Source organism: Pectobacterium atrosepticum (assembly GCF_000740965.1).
Taxonomy (GTDB): Bacteria; Pseudomonadota; Gammaproteobacteria; order Enterobacterales; family Enterobacteriaceae; genus Pectobacterium; species Pectobacterium atrosepticum.
Genome location: NZ_CP009125.1, coordinates 3,378,131 through 3,394,483, shown reverse-complemented (window position 1 = coordinate 3,394,483; position 16,353 = coordinate 3,378,131). Strand labels below are relative to the sequence as shown.

17 protein-coding genes are annotated in these 16,353 nt (G+C 52.9%); 15 read left to right on the top strand and 2 right to left on the bottom strand.

Annotation, left to right across the window (positions count from 1 at the left end; all coding sequences use genetic code 11):
• The first annotated feature begins 44 nt into the window (after positions 1-44).
• The 13 genes from gspC to GZ59_RS14970 all read left to right on the top strand — a co-directional run bounded on the left by gspC (position 45) and on the right by GZ59_RS14970 (position 12,287).
• The gene (gspC, locus tag GZ59_RS15030) at positions 45-908 is read left to right on the top strand and encodes a type II secretion system protein GspC (RefSeq protein ID WP_039292891.1); all 864 of its coding nucleotides are present in this window, start codon (positions 45-47) and stop codon (positions 906-908) included.
• An 88-nt stretch (positions 909-996) separates the two neighbouring features.
• Positions 997-2,949, top strand: a complete 1,953-nt coding sequence (gspD, locus tag GZ59_RS15025; RefSeq protein ID WP_011094633.1) for a type II secretion system secretin GspD — start codon at positions 997-999, stop codon at positions 2,947-2,949.
• Positions 2,946-4,442, top strand: a complete 1,497-nt coding sequence (gene gspE / locus GZ59_RS15020; RefSeq protein WP_011094632.1) for a type II secretion system ATPase GspE — start codon at positions 2,946-2,948, stop codon at positions 4,440-4,442. The genes gspD and gspE overlap by 4 nt, the downstream gene beginning before the upstream one ends.
• A 1-nt stretch (position 4,443) precedes the next feature.
• Positions 4,444-5,670, top strand: a complete 1,227-nt coding sequence (gene gspF / locus GZ59_RS15015) for a type II secretion system inner membrane protein GspF (protein ID WP_011094631.1) — start codon at positions 4,444-4,446, stop codon at positions 5,668-5,670.
• A 67-nt stretch (positions 5,671-5,737) separates the two neighbouring features.
• Positions 5,738-6,178 carry a type II secretion system major pseudopilin GspG gene (gene gspG, locus GZ59_RS15010; protein WP_011094630.1) on the top strand — a complete coding sequence of 147 codons (441 nt, stop codon included), beginning with the start codon at positions 5,738-5,740 and terminating at the stop codon, positions 6,176-6,178.
• Positions 6,179-6,252: 74 nt separating this feature from the next.
• Positions 6,253-6,819 carry a type II secretion system minor pseudopilin GspH gene (gspH, locus tag GZ59_RS15005; RefSeq protein ID WP_011094629.1) on the top strand — a complete coding sequence of 189 codons (567 nt, stop codon included), beginning with the start codon at positions 6,253-6,255 and terminating at the stop codon, positions 6,817-6,819.
• Positions 6,816-7,181, top strand: a complete 366-nt coding sequence (gene gspI, locus GZ59_RS15000; protein ID WP_011094628.1) for a type II secretion system minor pseudopilin GspI — start codon at positions 6,816-6,818, stop codon at positions 7,179-7,181. The genes gspH and gspI overlap by 4 nt, the downstream gene beginning before the upstream one ends.
• A 50-nt stretch (positions 7,182-7,231) precedes the next feature.
• Positions 7,232-7,831, top strand: a complete 600-nt coding sequence (gspJ, locus tag GZ59_RS14995) for a type II secretion system minor pseudopilin GspJ (protein ID WP_071598495.1) — start codon at positions 7,232-7,234, stop codon at positions 7,829-7,831.
• Positions 7,828-8,814 (top strand): type II secretion system minor pseudopilin GspK, encoded by a 987-nt coding sequence (gspK, locus tag GZ59_RS14990; RefSeq protein ID WP_011094626.1) that lies wholly within the window; start codon positions 7,828-7,830, stop codon positions 8,812-8,814. Before gspJ ends, gspK begins: the two co-directional genes overlap by 4 nt.
• A complete protein-coding gene (gene gspL, locus GZ59_RS14985; protein WP_011094625.1) occupies positions 8,811-10,088 on the top strand; it encodes a type II secretion system protein GspL in 1,278 nt (425 codons plus the stop codon). The genes gspK and gspL overlap by 4 nt, the downstream gene beginning before the upstream one ends.
• Positions 10,085-10,579, top strand: a complete 495-nt coding sequence (gspM, locus tag GZ59_RS14980; RefSeq protein ID WP_011094624.1) for a type II secretion system protein GspM — start codon at positions 10,085-10,087, stop codon at positions 10,577-10,579. The genes gspL and gspM overlap by 4 nt, the downstream gene beginning before the upstream one ends.
• Positions 10,569-11,315, top strand: coding sequence for a type II secretion system protein N (locus tag GZ59_RS14975; protein ID WP_011094623.1), 747 nt, complete (start codon positions 10,569-10,571; stop codon positions 11,313-11,315). Before gspM ends, GZ59_RS14975 begins: the two co-directional genes overlap by 11 nt.
• 123 nt (positions 11,316-11,438) lie before the next feature.
• The gene (locus GZ59_RS14970) at positions 11,439-12,287 is read left to right on the top strand and encodes a prepilin peptidase (protein WP_011094622.1); all 849 of its coding nucleotides are present in this window, start codon (positions 11,439-11,441) and stop codon (positions 12,285-12,287) included.
• A 144-nt stretch (positions 12,288-12,431) separates the two neighbouring features.
• On the opposite strand, the gene ypdK is transcribed toward GZ59_RS14970, so the two are convergent.
• Both ypdK and GZ59_RS14965 read right to left on the bottom strand, forming a co-directional pair.
• Positions 12,432-12,506, bottom strand: coding sequence for a membrane protein YpdK (gene ypdK / locus GZ59_RS23585; RefSeq protein ID WP_099606229.1), 75 nt, complete (start codon positions 12,504-12,506; stop codon positions 12,432-12,434).
• A gap of 389 nt (positions 12,507-12,895) precedes the next feature.
• Entirely contained in the window at positions 12,896-13,921 is a 1,026-nt protein-coding gene (locus GZ59_RS14965) for an LLM class flavin-dependent oxidoreductase (RefSeq protein ID WP_011094621.1), read from the bottom strand.
• Positions 13,922-14,271: 350 nt separating this feature from the next.
• On the opposite strand from GZ59_RS14965, the gene GZ59_RS14960 reads away from it, so the two are divergent.
• Together GZ59_RS14960 and GZ59_RS14955 are read left to right on the top strand one after the other, a co-directional pair.
• A complete protein-coding gene (locus GZ59_RS14960; protein ID WP_039292885.1) occupies positions 14,272-15,336 on the top strand; it encodes an ABC transporter substrate-binding protein in 1,065 nt (354 codons plus the stop codon).
• Positions 15,333-16,352, top strand: a complete 1,020-nt coding sequence (locus GZ59_RS14955) for a FecCD family ABC transporter permease (RefSeq protein ID WP_011094619.1) — start codon at positions 15,333-15,335, stop codon at positions 16,350-16,352. The genes GZ59_RS14960 and GZ59_RS14955 overlap by 4 nt, the downstream gene beginning before the upstream one ends.
• The last annotated feature ends 1 nt before the right edge of the window (position 16,353 follow it).

Below are 16,353 nucleotides of genomic sequence, written 5' to 3'. Positions count from 1 at the left end.
TTCCCCACGCCGCTGGGCGTGGGGAGTATTATGGATGATTACCTATGGCACGATTGCAAGCTTTCAAAGAACCGTCTTTTAATTCGCTGGTCGCTACTTTTCGGTCACTGCCAGCTCCTCTGATTCGACGTATTGTATTGGGGCTGATTTTGCTGCTGATTTGTCAGCAGTTGGCCGTGCTGACCTGGCGCTTTCTCCTACCTGAAGACTCACGCATTATTGGCGTGTCGGTCACGCCTGCCCAGGCGAAAGAAAAGCCCACAACGTCGGGTGTTTTTACCTTGTTCGGTCATGCTCCCGATGCGGATGCGTCCGCTGTTAACGACGCCGCATTATCCGGGGATATTCCTCTGTCATCGTTAAATATCAGTCTGACTGGCGTGCTAGCGAGTGAAGACGCCAAACGTTCGATTGCCATTATCGCTAAAGATAGTCAGCAATATAGCCGCAACGTCGGCGATGCTGTGCCGGGCTATGAAGCTAAAATTGTGACTATCTCTGCCGATCGTGTCGTGCTCCAGTATCAAGGGCGCTATGAGGCGCTGCATTTGTATCAGGAGGAAAGCACTGCCGACGCACCGCCGTCTTCTGGTGCCTTTAGTCAGGCGAAAGAGAAGATACAAAAAGATCCCTTCACGGCGCAGGACTACCTCACCATTTCTCCCGTCACGGAAGAAGAAGTACTGAAAGGATATCAGTTAAACCCCGGCAAAAATCCCGATCTTTTCTACCGCGCAGGCTTGCAGGACAACGATCTCGCCGTTTCATTAAACGGCATGGATTTACGCGATGCGGATCAGGCTCAGCAGGCGATGGCGCAACTGGCAGGGATGAGCAAATTTAATTTGACCGTCGAGCGTGATGGTCAACAGCAGGATATATATCTGGCATTGGATGGAGACCACTAATTTGTTTAGCAAGGGACAGGGATTTTTTAAGCGTCAGGTTTTTTCGAAATATAAAAACCAATGGCTTGGTAATACACGCCGCAAGAGCATGTTGTTGCTCGGTGGTAGTATTTTGTTGATGGCGTCATCATTGGCGTGGAGTGCCGAATTCTCAGCCAGTTTTAAGGGCACGGATATTCAGGAGTTTATCAATACCGTCAGTAAGAATCTGAATAAGACGGTGATTATCGATCCATCGGTCAGCGGAACAATTACCGTACGCAGCTATGACATGATGAACGAAGATCAGTATTACCAGTTCTTCCTGAGCGTGTTGGATGTCTATGGATTCACGGTTATTCCGATGGATAACAATGTCCTGAAAATTATTCGCTCGAAGGATGCGAAATCGACATCCATGCCGTTGGCGAGTGATGAGCAGCCGGGTATCGGTGATGAAGTCGTCACGCGCGTCGTGCCAGTCAACAACGTGGCGGCTCGCGATTTGGCACCTCTGCTGCGCCAGTTGAACGACAACGCGGGGGCTGGGAGCGTGGTGCATTACGAACCCTCGAACGTGCTGTTGATGACCGGCCGCGCGGGTGTGATCAAGCGGCTGATGACGATTGTGGAACGGGTTGATAAGACCGGCGATCGGAATGTGACGAGCATTCCGCTGTCTTATGCCTCTTCGCTGGAAGTGGTGAAGATGGTGAATGAACTGAACAAGATGGATGAGAAATCTGCCTTGCCGGGTATGTTGACCGCCAATGTGGTGGCCGACGAAAGAACCAACTCGGTGCTGGTGCGCGGAGAGCCGAATTCACGCCAGCGCGTTATCGATATGATCAAGCAGCTCGATCGCCAGCAGGCGGTACAGGGCAATACCAAAGTCATCTATCTCAAATACGCCAAGGCCACCGATCTGGTTGAAGTGCTCACGGGAGTAGGCGACAGTATCCAAACCGACCAACAAAATGCGTTGCCCGCGCTGCGCAAAGACATTTCGATTAAGGCACACGAACAAACCAACTCGCTGATTGTGAATGCGGCACCTGACATCATGCGCGATCTGGAACAGGTGATTGCACAGCTGGATATCCGTCGTCCGCAGGTATTGGTCGAAGCGATCATCGCGGAAGTGCAAGATGCCGATGGGATGAACCTGGGCGTTCAATGGGCGAATAAAAATGCTGGGGTGACACAGTTCACGAATACGGGGTTACCGATCACGACAATGATGGCGGGAGCGGACCAGTTTCGGCGTGATGGAACGCTTGGCACGGCTGCGACGAGTGCACTGGGCAGCTTCAACGGGATTGCCGCCGGTTTCTATCAGGGCAACTGGAGCATGCTGATGACGGCACTCTCCAGCAACAGCAAGAACGATATTCTGGCAACGCCGAGTATTGTGACGCTGGACAATATGGAAGCGACGTTTAACGTTGGTCAGGAAGTGCCTGTATTAGCGGGTTCACAGACGACATCCGGTGACAACGTTTTCCAAACGGTTGAACGTAAAACGGTCGGTATCAAACTGAAGGTGAAACCGCAAATCAACGAAGGCGACTCCGTTCTGCTGGAAATCGAGCAGGAAGTCTCCAGCGTGGCTGATGCTGCCTCCAGCAGCAGCACCAATCTTGGGGCAACATTCAACACACGTACCGTCAATAACGCGGTGCTGGTCAGCAGCGGCGAAACCGTCGTAGTGGGGGGCTTGCTGGATAAAAGTACGAATGAGTCCGCCAGTAAAGTGCCTTTCTTGGGCGATATTCCGATTCTGGGGCATTTGTTCCGTTCAAACAGTCAGGAAACGAAAAAGCGTAACCTGATGTTGTTTATCCGTCCTTCTATTATCCGCGATCGTAGCCAATATCAGAGTGCCTCTGCCAGTAAATATCACTCATTCAGCAATGAAGAACAGAAACAGAGAAACGTAAATAGCGGTGATGGCGGGCTTCTGGATAACGATTTGCTGCGCCTGCCAGAGGGTGGGAACGCTTATACGTTCCGTCAGGTCCAGTCCTCTATTGTGGCGTTCTATCCGGCGGGCGGGAAATGAGTGACGTTGCCTCTCAGATTATAGAATTACGCCCCATATTGCCTTTCGCCTATGCACGATCGCAGCAAATTCTGCTGTTGCAGGGGGAAAATGACGCGAGCCTTCGGACGATTTGTGTCGCGCAGACGCCGTCAGCCGCTTTGCTGGAAGCGCGTCGGGTTGCGGGCTGTTCGCTCAGGGTTGAGCGAGTCACGGAAGAAGAGTTTGAGCGGCAATTGGTCATTAGCTATCAGCGCGACTCGGAAGAGGCGCGCCGTATGATGGAGGACATCGGCAACGAGATGGACTTCTATACGCTGGTGGAAGAACTGCCAGACAGCGATGATCTGCTCGATGCCGATGACGACGCACCGATTATCCGCCTCATCAACGCCATGTTGACCGAGGCGATTAAGAATAAGGCGTCGGATATTCATATCGAAACCTATGAGCGCTATTTGCTGATCCGCTTCCGGGTTGACGGTGTATTACGTGAGATCTTGCGTCCACAGCGTAAGCTGGCTTCGCTGCTGGTATCGCGTATCAAAGTCATGGCTAAGCTGGATATTGCGGAAAAGCGTATCCCGCAAGATGGGCGCATGGCGCTGCGGGTGGGGGGACGGGCGATTGACGTGCGCGTGTCCACATTGCCGTCGAACTACGGTGAGCGCGTCGTGCTGCGTTTGTTGGATAAAAACAGCGTTAAGCTTGATCTTGAACTGTTAGGCATGTCGGAACGTAATCGACAACTGTTGGACAGCCTGATCCACCGTCCGCACGGGATTATTCTGGTCACTGGCCCGACAGGGTCGGGGAAAAGTACCACGCTTTACGCAGCACTCAGTCGCCTGAATGCCTCGGAACGTAACATCATGACGGTGGAAGATCCCATCGAGTATGAACTGGAAGGCATCGGACAAACGCAGGTGAATACCAAGGTGGATATGACGTTTGCCCGTGGGCTACGTGCCATTCTGCGTCAGGACCCGGACGTCGTGCTGGTGGGGGAAGTTCGTGATGGTGAAACGGCGCAGATTGCCGTTCAGGCATCGCTGACTGGCCACCTCGTGTTATCCACACTGCACACCAATAGTGCGCTGGGCGCGCTGTCTCGTTTACAGGATATGGGCGTAGAGCCTTTCCTACTGTCAACTTCCCTGTTGGGTGTACTCGCGCAGCGTCTGGTCAGGACGCTATGCTCTGACTGTAGCCAGCCACAGCCGGTCGATCCGGTTCAGGCGAAACAGATGGGGATTGTGCCTGATACGCTGTTGCATAACCCCGTTGGCTGTCCGCAGTGTAGCTTTACCGGCTACCGGGGGCGTATCGGTATTCATGAGCTGGTGCTGATCAATGACGATGTCCGTGCCGCAATTCACCGCAGTGACGGTGAAATGGCGATAGCGCGGATTTTAGGAGAGAAACGCGCCACCATCCGTCAGGACGGCTTGGAGAAAGTACTGGCAGGGCTTACGACCTGGGAAGAAGTGATCCGCGTAACCAAAGAGGAATGACATGGCACAGTACCAGTATCAGGCGCTGGATGCGCAGGGGAAAAAATGCCGTGGCAGTCAGGAGGCAGACTCTGCCAGACAGGCGCGTCAGTTATTGCGGGAGCGCGGACTGGTGCCGCTGTCGGTTGATGAAAGCCGAGGCGATCAGCAGAAGTCGGGTTCTACAGGATTTTCTCTACGGCGTAAAATTCGTATCAGTACCTCAGATTTGGCGCTATTGACTCGCCAGTTAGCGACGCTGGTAGCGGCATCGTTGCCGTTGGAAGAAGCACTGGATGCGGTTGCAAAACAGAGCGAAAAACCGCATCTGAGTCAGTTGATGGCGGCGGTGCGCAGCAAGGTCATGGAAGGTCATTCGCTGGCTGATGCCATGAAATGCTTTCCCAGCAGCTTTGAACGGCTGTACTGCGCAATGGTCGCCGCAGGTGAGACATCAGGTCATCTTGATGCCGTGTTGAATCGGCTGGCAGACTACACTGAGCAGCGCCAACAGATGCGTAGCCGCATACAGCAGGCGATGATCTACCCGTGCGTGCTAACCGTGGTCGCGATTGCTGTGGTCAGCATTTTGCTGTCTGTCGTGGTGCCGAAAGTTGTCGAGCAATTTATTCATATGAAGCAGGCGCTGCCGCTCTCTACCCGGGTTTTGATGGGGATGAGTGATGCAGTGCGCACGTTTGGGCCATGGTTCCTGTTGGCATTGCTGGCCGGATTTATGGCGCTCAGGGTGATGCTGCGGCAGGAGAAGCGGCGCGTCAGTTTTCATCGACGCATACTGCATTTACCGCTGATCGGCCGTATAGCTCGTGGTCTGAATACGGCACGCTACGCGCGAACACTCAGTATTCTCAATGCCAGTGCGGTGCCGTTGTTGCAGGCGATGCGCATTAGCGGTGATGTGATGAGCAATGACTATGCCCGCTATCGTCTCGCGATGGCAACGGATGCGGTACGAGAGGGCGTTAGCCTACACAAAGCGCTGGAACAGACGGCGCTCTTTCCCCCGATGATGCGCCATATGATCGCCAGCGGTGAACGCAGCGGCGAGCTGGACAGCATGTTGGAACGGGCGGCAGATAATCAGGATCGTGAATTCAGTTCGCACATGACGCTGGCGCTGGGGTTATTTGAACCGCTGCTAGTTGTCAGCATGGCGGCAGTCGTCCTGTTTATCGTATTGGCGATTTTACAACCGATTCTACAACTGAATACGTTAATGAGTTCATAAGGTCAATGAGCTTGTAGCAACAATGAGTTCGGTAAGAGAACCAACAATTGAACGAGGAAAAGTAAGGATGCAGCAACGTCAACGTGGTTATAGTCAGCGTGGTTTTACTCTGTTGGAAATTATGGTGGTGATCGTCATTCTCGGCGTATTGGCGAGCCTGGTGGTGCCCAATCTGATGGGGAATAAGGAAAAGGCGGATAAGCAAAAAGCCGTCAGCGATATTGTGTCTCTGGAAAGCGCACTCGATATGTACAAGCTGGATAACAACCGATATCCGTCCACCGAACAGGGGCTGAAAGCGCTGGTCACGAAGCCGACGGTACAGCCAGAACCGCGTAACTATCCAGCCGATGGCTATATTCGCCGCCTGCCGCAGGATCCGTGGGGCACTGACTACCAACTGCTGAACCCGGGCCAGCACGGTAAATTGGATATCTTCTCCCTTGGGCCAGACGGGATGCCGGGAACAGAAGATGACATCGGCAACTGGAATCTTGATAAAAAATAAAAGCATGCGGCAGCACGTCTGTTTTTATAGATGAATGTCATCGATGGCGGTGGGAAAAGGACGGCAGAAGCGCAATGAAGCGGTCAACGAGGAAGCAGCAGGGATTCACCCTGCTGGAAATGATGCTGGTTGTGTTACTGGCTGGCATCGCGGCTAGCATGGTGGTCATGGCGTTTCCTCCCCAACGTCAGAATGACAGCGCCTGGCAGTTGGCACGTTTTCAGGCGCAGTTGGAATTTGCTGCTGAAAACAGTCAGGTTAACGAATATATGCTGGGTGTGCGCATTTATCCCGATCGCTGGCAGTTTTATCAACTCCAGCGACCTGCTACAACGGAAGGGACACCGATCCCAGACAACGACCGCTGGCAGGGTTACAAGTGGCAGCCGTGGCAACCGTATCGGGTGAGCGCATCGGCGACGCTGCCCGATGCATTGCGGCTTGAACTATTGCAGGCCGATGGGAAAAAAGTGGATAAAACGCAGAGCGGCGACGATCCCGATATCCTAATTTTGCCCGGTGGTGAAATCACGCCTTTCCGTCTGGCCTTTAAGTCTGAAAACAAAGCGCTTTCGAATTGGCTTCAGGTCGATGCCAACGGACGGTTTGTGACGTCGATGAGTCAGGGTAAGAAACGATGAAGCGACAGAAAGGGATGACGCTGGTGGAAGTACTGGCTGCGCTGAGCGTTTTTGCACTGGCTGGCATTGCCGTTTTGCAAACGACAGCCAGACAAGCAAGCAGCTTGAGCCGGCTGGAAGAGAAGACGTTCGCAGGCTGGGTGGCGGAAAATCAGCAGGTTCAACTGCGGCTTGAGCAGCGCTGGCCTGAAGCATCGTGGGTGAAAGGCGAAACGAAATTTGCTGGCGTGCGCTGGAATTGGCGCTGGCAGGGCGTAGAGACCGGTGATCCTCAGACTAAAGCGCTGGATGTGGAAGTGCGACGTAATAAGGATGCCCTTGCTGCCGATGCCTCGTTACGCACCTATGTGGTGAAACAATAATGCGCAGTAAAACAAGGATGTGTAGCCAAACAAGACAGGGGCGAGAGACCATGCGACAGAAACGTCAGCAGGGTTTTACGCTGCTGGAAATGATTCTGGCGATCGCTATTTTTGCGGCGCTGAGCCTCAGCGCGTTTCAAGTGCTGAACGGCGTGATGCGTAATGATGAAATCTCACAGCGCAAAGCAGATCGTCTTGCTGAAATACAGCGCGCTTTCTCACAAATGGACAGCGATTTTTCTCAGATGATTGCACGCGGCAGTAGAGGAAGCACCTCGATATTTTACGCCGGTCGCGATCAGGTAAAAAGTGATGACTGGGGCGTCAGCTTTATGCGTAATGGCTGGCAGAATCCGTTTGGCATATTGCCGCGTTCTGAACTTCAGCCTGTGGCCTATCGGCTGCGGGAACACACTCTGGAACGGTTAACCCACTCGGTGCCTGACCCGATTGAGGGACTCGATCCTGGCGTAAAACCGCTTCTCACACAGGTTGACGGTTTCCGCCTGCGCTTTTTCAGCAATAAAACCTGGCGCGATCGCTGGGATAACACGACGCAATTGCCACAAGGGATTGAAGTGGTGCTGACCTTAAGGGATTACGGAGAAATGTCGCGTATGTTCTTGATTACCACCGGACCGGTTAAATGAGGTCGCGTCAGCGCGGTGTTGCGCTGCTGGTGGTGCTCTTGATTCTGGCATTAATGGTGACCATTGCTGCGGTGATTACAGAGCGCACGGGTAAAGCGTTTATGCGCACCGAGAATCACCTGAGCCGCCAGCAGGCGAAATGGTATGCATTAGGGGCGGAGACGCTGAGTGGTCAGATATTACTGCGCGATGCGCGGAATATGCCGGGGCGCACGTTTGCCGGACAGAACTGGTCGCAGCCGGGGCACCGTTTCCCCGTGGACGGCGGGGAAATCATCGGCCAGATTAGCGATGCGCGCACCTGCTTTAATCTGAATGCGATCAATCAAGGCGTGGATAACGAAAGCACGCTGGTGAAAACGCCTTATCCGGCACAGGTTTTCCGTTTGCTATTGAAAAACCTGGGTGAGGATGCGGATCGTGCAGAAAAAATTACTGCGGCGGTGCGAGACTGGATTGACGCAGATAACTATCCATCGGCGAACGGTGCAGAAGACGAGGTCTATGCCACGTTGCCAGTGCCTTATCGTACTGCCAATCAAAGAATGAGTGAAATCAGCGAATTACGAGCCGTTTATGGCATGGACAGCGATCTCTATCGCCGATTATTACCCTATGTCTGTGCGCTACCAGTGGATGCGATGTCCATTAATATCAATACGTTGACCGAATTTGATGCTCCGTTGTTATCCGCCGTGTTCCTGAATGAAATGACGATGTCGCAGGCAAAAGCGCTGGTGCAGCAACGCCCACGTATGGGATGGGCAAGTATTGAGGTTCTGCAACAAACAGGGGCATTGCCCCCGAATAGTAAAAATACGGCGCAGCGGGTGCTGGCAGTAAAAAGTGAATGGTTCTTTGTAAAACTCCAGGTGCGCGTCGGTGACAGTGATTTTCATCAACGCAGCTTGCTTCATCTGAGTGGACAAAAGATACAGGTTGTACAGCGGCAATATGGAGGATATAGGACGGTGAATCCATGAAAATAGCGGGAAAATGGAAGCGAAAAACCGCAAAAACCCCATTAAATCGAGGAACGGTTGTTCGACATCCGTGCCTCATTGTTCGTCTTCCGGTAGAAGAGCAGGGAGAGATCGAATGGCAGGTTCGTTCATCCAATGGGGAGAATTTACTGAGTCAGGGGCGTGGTAGCGTAGAACTGGTTCGTCCGGTGTTGGCGGCCTATCCGTCCGTGACGTTTACCCGCGTACTAGTACCGGCAACTGACGTGACGTTTTATGCCCTGACGTTGCCCCGACAGGCGCGGCGTCAGTTGACTCAAATCGTGCCGTTTATGCTGGAAGATCAGTTGGCTACAGAAATTGAAAAACTGCATTTTGCCGTGTTGGACATTCACGGCGATGATGGCACGGTCGCAGTGGTGGAAAAAAAACGGATGCAGCGCTGGCTGGCGCAGTGTGATGCGCTGGGGCTCAGCGTTGATGCTTTATTGCCTGACGCCTGCGTATTGCCGAAACATCAGGATGGCTGGAGCGCGTTACAGCATGACGATATGTGGCTGTTTCGCCAGCCGACCGGCCATGCCATGGCGGCGGAATCGTCCTGGTGTGGCGATCTGCTGAAGGCGTCTATGCCGTTGCCTGCGATATACAGCTACAGCGGCGTATCGGTTGGCGGTGAGCTGTCGCAGTACGAATGGCAGGAGGAGGGCGAGTGGAAAGCACAGCCGGAAACGGATCTTTTCACACTGGCTGCAACGGCGCAGTTACCCGCCTCTGTCGATCTACGGCAAGGCGATTATGCGCCGGAGAAAGCTTGGCAAAACACTCTGCTGCCATGGCGTGGCGTTGGGATAGCTTTTGCCTGTTACCTTCTGTTGGTCGTGGCGGATGCGGGTTGGGCGCACTATCAGCTTTATCAACAGGCTGAGCATTGGCGACAGGAAAGCGTGCGTGTCTATCGGCAAATTTTCCCTTCCGAGAGCAATGTCGTTAACCCGCGTGCGCAGATGCAGCAGCACCTGCAACGTACGGCTGCTGGGGGCTCAGGGAAAGGGCTGCTGGAGCAATTAAATCCCTTGCAGCAACTGATGACGCAGAATAGCGCTATCAAAATTCAGTCGCTGTCTTACGACGGTGCTGCTGGTGAATTCCGGCTGGCGTTGCAGGGCACGTCGTATCAGGAGCTAGAGCAATTTCAGCAGCAGGCTGCCGCCTATTATCAAGTTCAGGCGGGGGAGATGCGGCAGGAAAACGATCGGGTTGAAGGTCGCTTAACATTAAGGAGCCAGCAATGAATGAATTACGGCAACGCTGGCAGACAATGAGTCAGCGTGAACGTCAGCTTATGGTGATGTGCGCGGCGGTGCTTCTGCTCTGTCTGGTGTATTACGCTATTTTTCAGCCGTGGCAACTGCGGGAAGATCAGTGGGAGCGTACGATTTCCCGCGAGCAACAGACTGTCAGTTGGATGCAGAAGCAGGCCTCCTCGATTCCGCAGGGAAATCAGGCGCAGGGGGAAAACAGTCAGAGAGAAACCAGTCTGCCGATTTTGATCTCGCAAAGCACCAAGCGTTATGGGCTGACCGTCGTACGTTTGCAGCCGCAGGGCAATCAGGCATCGGTAACGCTAGCCAAGAGTGATTTTAATAGTCTGCTTCGCTGGCTGAGCGAACTGGAACGGCAAAACGGCGTGCGTGTCGTGTCGCTGGATGTGAATGCCGTCGAGCAAAGCCCGGGAATGGTGGATGTCACTCGGCTTATGTTGGAACGGGCGGATGAAGCTTAAATCCGGCATCGGCGCAGGTGTCGCTCTGGTTCTGGCCTATGGGCTGTTCCTGACGTGTTATGCACCTGCCCGTTTGCTCACTGCGATGCCGCTGCCCGCCGGAATGGCGATCGCGCAGGCCACTGGAACGCTATGGCAGGGGAACCTGCAACGGTTTAGCTGGCGCACGTTAACGTTGGACGATGTGCACTGGAAAATCACCTTTTCAGGTTTTATGCCCGCGCTCGAGATTGCGTTTAAAAACCCGGAAGGCATTGAAGGTAAAGGCATTATTCGCGGCTGGCAGCAGCCGCAGTTTTATCAATGGCGGCTTTCTGTTCCGGCTGGCTATTTATTCAGCCAGTTGCGTTTTATTGTGCCCATTGGGGCGGAAGGAAATGTGCAGCTAAATCTGCAAGAGGCGACGGTCGATCGTTCAGGCTGTCAGTCGCTGGATGCTAACGTCATTTGGCCAGATGCACGAGTGAAAACCCCACTGGGTGGGCTGGTGTTGGCGACGCCTCAGGCCACGTTGCGTTGCGAGCAAGGGGCGCTAGAAGCGAGCCTGCGGCAGGTTTCCTCTCATCTACAGCTGTCTGGCAAAGGTAGCGTTACGCCGAAAGGTGAATATCGTTTTACGGGGCGGCTTAGCAGCGGGAATGATTTACCGGCGACCATGAAAAAACTGCTGGCGACTACCGGTAAAGTGGACGAGCAGGGAGCCAGAACGCTGAATTTTCAGGGGCGTTTGTTGTAACAGGGATCATCGTTGCGTAGTCGATCGTAAGAATTAGCAGCACTCCATTGTTAGGGTTGGTGCTAGCCGCAAAGTATGAAACGCTCATCTATACCACTTCTTTATCAATAATCAGGGACTAACGTGGACGATTTAAGGGAATTCGCACAAGTGTTTCCGGCATGGTGGTTGGGTGCGCTGGGCGTGTTGGGGCTGATTGTTGGTAGTTTTCTAAACGTCGTGATTTACCGTCTGCCGATTATGCTGGAACGAAGCTGGCAGCAGGACCTCGATCTTCAGGCCGGAATGACCGATTCCAGCCCTGACAGTACACGCTACAACCTGTGGTGGCCGCCGTCGTCTTGCCCGCACTGCCAGCAGGTTATTGCGGTGAAAGATAACATCCCGCTGTTCAGCTGGTTGTGGCTACGCGGTCGCTCCCGCTGCTGTCATCAGTCAGTGTCTGTGCAATATCCGCTGGTGGAAGTTATCACCATGCTGGCTTTCCTGACGGCGGGTTTGCTATGGCAGCCCAGTATGGCGTTGTGTGGGGCGTTGATTCTACTGTCTTTCCTGTTGGTACTGACCGTCATTGATATCAAAACGCTGTTGCTGCCGGATGTGCTTACGCTGTCGCTTCTGTGGGTAGGGCTGCTGTTTAATCTCTCTGAGACGTTTGTCCCAGTGGGGGATGCCGTGGTGGGCGCGATGGCGGGTTATTTATCTCTGTGGCTACTCTATTGGGTATTCAAATACGCGACCGGTAAAGAGGCGCTGGGGTATGGTGATTTTAAGTTGCTGGCCGCGCTAGGTGCCTGGCTGGGCTGGCAGGCGTTACCGAATTTGGTTTTGGTTGCAGCGCTGAGTGGATTGGTCGTTACTCTTGTCTGGCGCGGGTTGCGTAAAGAAGATACGGCTAAACCGCTGGCCTTTGGCCCGTGGCTGGCAATCGGCGGCGTGTTCGGTGTGATAATGAACGGGCTAAGTCTGTAGAACATGGCAAAGATAATGCTGAATCATTAACTGAACGGTGAGTGACGGGCATAAAAATAGGCTGAGGGTATAAATACCATCAGCCTTTTGTATCTCTGTGTGTGTGCCCTTCAGCGAATAAATCTTTGTCGGGCAAATGACAGGTTATTCTACCATCAGCATAAAGGTACTCACCCAAACGACTAAACAGAATGAGATACCCATAAAAAAATACTTCACCGATTTATTCTCCAGCAGAAACCACGCCAGCAACGATCCCGATTGTGCGTTTTATTATGGAAGGAAATAATTACGCTGTTGGTTATATCACCGAAGGGTAATCTTTCCCGCTGTCATCACTAGAGTCACACCAGTTATGACGGGATCGGCGCTAAATTTACGCCGAGTGAGGGGGGGAATTCAATAGGTCCAGAGACTATATTTTCAAAATAGCATTAAAAAGCGTTGAACCGTTTCACAGGCTGGAAAAACCGGGGGAATGCCGATGAAAATCGTACCTTATTCCCCCAATTCCTGACGGCGTTATCTTCGGGGGTAACGCCTCATTAATAGCCGAGTGATAGTATTGTTACCTGCTCATAAATAGGCTAATTATTTAGATGGTTGGCCTAATCTCTCCATCCCATCGCCGGCGCGATATGTTTCAGAATTGCTTCGATAACATGCGCATTATAATCAACGCCCAGTTGGTTCGGTACGGTTAGCAATAGCGTATCCGCTTCGGCAATAGCTTCATCCTGCTTTAACTGTTGGATGAGCGCTTCTGGTTCGGCGGCATAGCTGCGTCCGAAAATCGCGCGTGTTTTCTCATCGAGGAATCCGACCTTGTCGCTATCGTTACTGCTTCCGCCGAAATAGGCGCGATCGCGCTGATCCATCAGTGCAAAAATACTTCGGCTGACAGACACGCGCGGTGAGCGCGTATGCCCAGCTTCAGCCCATGCGGTCCGATAGGCACGAATTTGCTGCGCCTGTTGGATATGAAAAGGTTCGCCAGTTTCATCATCCTTTAGCGTGGAGCTTTGCAGATTCATTCCCAGCTTCGCTGCCCATACTGCCGTGGCATTCGATCCTGCACCCCACCAAATTCGTTCGCGTAACCCATCCGAATAAGGTTCCAGACGCAACAGGCCCGGTGGATTTGGGAACATTGGCTGTGGATTCGGTTTCGCAAACCCTTCTCCGCGCAGCACATCCAGCAGTGCCTCGGTATGATGCCGTGCCATATCCGCCTCAGACTGACCTTCTGCGGGCTGATAACCAAAGTAGCGCCAGCCATCGACTACTTGTTCAGGGGAACCACGGCTGATGCCAAGCTGCAAACGACCCCCTGATATCAGGTCGGCGGCGCTGGCATTTTCAGCCATATACAGCGGGTTTTCGTAGCGCATGTCGATGACGCCGGTGCCAATTTCAATGCTGCGGGTTTTCGCGCCAATGGCCGCGAGCAGTGGAAAAGGTGAACCCAACTGGCGGGCAAAATGGTGGACCCTGAAATAGGCACCGTCAGCGCCCAGTTCTTCAGCGGCGACAGCAAGATCGATGGATTGCAGTAATGCATCTGCCGCTGAGCGTGTGCCGGACTGCTGCGACGGCGTCCAGTGACCAAATGATAAAAATCCAATCTTCTTCATAGGGTATTTATCCTTATATTCAGACAAATATTTAGCACGTTCGCCCTGCACAGCAAGGTGCTACAAATTCAGTAATGGGAACACTCTACGCGATTAATAGTGAGAATAAATATCATTTTTTTAACGTAATAATTCAGTTTATCTGACCAAGCGTTAGCAGGATAAACAATCTTTTTGGCAGATAATTTCTGACGTTGTTCGTGTCAATAGCGACCTGGTTATTTAGGGAAAACGCTCCTCGGTTTATCTACTCCAAAATTGGTATCTGAATATTATTATGAGCGAGATCAGTATTTTCTTTTTCTTTATCGCTGTATTATTTTATATATAACGAAAATTAGGATACCAACATGATAAAGAAATTTGGCTACACGCTGTGGTTTACCGGGCTATTTTTGGTGTTTTCTAACGCCTGGGCAGCGCGTCAGGTGACCGACCAACTGGGGCGCGATGTGACTATTCCTGACCACGTTAATCGCGTAGTGGTGTTGCAGCATCAAACCTTAAACCTGTTGGTGCAATTGGATGCACAGGACAGCGTCGTTGGTGTGTTGTCCAGTTGGAAGAAACAGCTGGGAGAGCATTATTTACGATTGGCACCACATCTGGCGGATTTAACGATGCCGGGCGATCTCACGCAGGTCAATATTGAAAGCCTGCTGAAGCTATCGCCGCAGGTGGTCTTTGTCGCTAATTATGCGCCGCCGGAAATGATTGCACAGATTGAACGGACGGGAATTCCGGTTGTGGCGATCTCGCTGCGTCAGGATCAGCCGGGCGAGGCCGACAAAATCAATCCTACGATGAGTGATGAAAACACCGCGTATAACGAGGGGCTCAAAGCTGGAATTCGGCTGATTGGTGAGGTGGTTGAGCGCCAGAAACAGGCCGAAGCGCTGATTGACTATACCTTTACGCAACGGCAAAACGTTAGCGCGCGTCTGGATTCCATTCCAGAAGAAAAGCGAATCCGCGTGTACATGGCTAACCCAGACCTGACAACCTACGGTTCAGGAAAATATACCGGCCTGATGATGTCGCATGCAGGAGCGTTGAATGTGGCGGCAGCATCGATAAAAGGCTTCAAGCAAGTATCGATTGAAAATGTATTGGTTTGGAACCCACAGGTAATTTTTGTGCAGGATCGCTACCCGGATGTCGTGAAGCAGATTGTCAACGATCCGGCCTGGCAGGCGATTGATGCGGTGAAACAGCATCGAGTCTATCTGATGCCGGAATATGCTAAAGCTTGGGGTTATCCGATGCCGGAAGCGTTAGCGATTGGTGAATTGTGGATGGCGAAAAAGCTGTATCCAGAGCGCTTTGCCGATATCGATATGCAAAAAGCCGCTAATGAGTATTACCAGCGCTTCTACCGTATGGACTACCGTGCGGAAGCTTCCGCGGCACAATGAGTTATCGCACCTACCGGATCACACTGCTCACGGTGGTGATGTTGACGCTGTTGATTGCCGTGTGCTCACTGGGGATAGGTCGTTTTAGCTTATCCCCGTGGCGCATCGTCCAGATCCTTGTCGAGCCGCTATCTGGCGATAACCCTTTACTTGGGGATATCGAGCGGCAAGTGGTATGGAATGTACGTTTACCGCGCGTGTTATTAGCCTGGTGTGCAGGTGCGGCGCTGGCACTGAGCGGAGCCACGCTGCAGGGTGTTTTCCGTAATCCGCTAGTCGATCCGCATATTATTGGCGTGTCTGCCGGTGCGGCCTTCGGCGGTACGCTGGCGATTCTATTAAGCTGGACGCCGCTGCTTTTGCTGCTGTCGGCGTTTACGTTCGGCATGTTGGCGCTCTTGTTGATTTTCATGATGGCTGCCGCCTTCGGTAAGCAGAACGTACTGATCCTGATTCTTGCTGGCGTCATCCTCAGCGGCTTCTTCGGTGCGCTGGTTAGCCTGATGCAATATCTGGCGGATACCGAAGAAAAGCTGCCGAGCATCGTGTTCTGGCTGCTGGGTAGCTTTGCGACCGCGCACTGGAATTCGCTGATTACGATGGCGGTGCCGTTAGCGCTTGCGGGGGGATTGCTGCTGCGATTGCGTTGGCATGTGAACGTGTTGTCGATGGGCGAGCAAGACGCTCGCGCGCTGGGTGTGGCCGTGCAGCCGTTGCGCTGGCTCATATTAAGTTTATGTGCCGCGATAGTGGCTGCTCAGGTAGCGGTTAGCGGCAGTATTGGCTGGATTGGGCTGGTTATTCCCCACGTTGCACGTAGGCTGGTGGGGGCCGATCACCGCCGATTGCTGCCGGTGTCGCTGTGGCTGGGTGGCGGCTTTATGGTGTTGGTAGACGATCTGGCACGTAACCTCAGTGAAGCCGAGATCCCGTTGGGCATTCTGACGGCGCTGCTCGGCGCACCACTTTTTGCCGTGCTGTTGTATAAAACACAGCGACAGGGTAGAGGACACTAGC

Excerpts from the sequence above, each read along its gene's own strand:
- gspD (WP_011094633.1), top strand. The coding sequence starts at position 997 with ATGTTGTTGCTCGGTGGTAGTATTTTGTTGATGGCGTCATCATTGGCG.
- gspK (WP_011094626.1), top strand. The coding sequence starts at position 7,828 with ATGAGGTCGCGTCAGCGCGGTGTTGCGCTGCTGGTGGTGCTCTTGATT.
- GZ59_RS14975 (WP_011094623.1), top strand. The coding sequence starts at position 10,569 with ATGAAGCTTAAATCCGGCATCGGCGCAGGTGTCGCTCTGGTTCTGGCC.
- gspF (WP_011094631.1), top strand. The coding sequence starts at position 4,444 with ATGGCACAGTACCAGTATCAGGCGCTGGATGCGCAGGGGAAAAAATGC.
- GZ59_RS14965 (WP_011094621.1), bottom strand. The coding sequence starts at position 13,921 with ATGAAGAAGATTGGATTTTTATCATTTGGTCACTGGACGCCGTCGCAG.
- GZ59_RS14955 (WP_011094619.1), top strand. The coding sequence starts at position 15,333 with ATGAGTTATCGCACCTACCGGATCACACTGCTCACGGTGGTGATGTTG.
- gspI (WP_011094628.1), top strand. The coding sequence starts at position 6,816 with ATGAAGCGACAGAAAGGGATGACGCTGGTGGAAGTACTGGCTGCGCTG.
- gspM (WP_011094624.1), top strand. The coding sequence starts at position 10,085 with ATGAATGAATTACGGCAACGCTGGCAGACAATGAGTCAGCGTGAACGT.
- gspJ (WP_071598495.1), top strand. The coding sequence starts at position 7,232 with ATGCGACAGAAACGTCAGCAGGGTTTTACGCTGCTGGAAATGATTCTG.
- gspG (WP_011094630.1), top strand. The coding sequence starts at position 5,738 with ATGCAGCAACGTCAACGTGGTTATAGTCAGCGTGGTTTTACTCTGTTG.
- GZ59_RS14960 (WP_039292885.1), top strand. The coding sequence starts at position 14,272 with ATGATAAAGAAATTTGGCTACACGCTGTGGTTTACCGGGCTATTTTTG.
- gspH (WP_011094629.1), top strand. The coding sequence starts at position 6,253 with ATGAAGCGGTCAACGAGGAAGCAGCAGGGATTCACCCTGCTGGAAATG.
- gspC (WP_039292891.1), top strand. The coding sequence starts at position 45 with ATGGCACGATTGCAAGCTTTCAAAGAACCGTCTTTTAATTCGCTGGTC.
- gspE (WP_011094632.1), top strand. The coding sequence starts at position 2,946 with ATGAGTGACGTTGCCTCTCAGATTATAGAATTACGCCCCATATTGCCT.
- gspL (WP_011094625.1), top strand. The coding sequence starts at position 8,811 with ATGAAAATAGCGGGAAAATGGAAGCGAAAAACCGCAAAAACCCCATTA.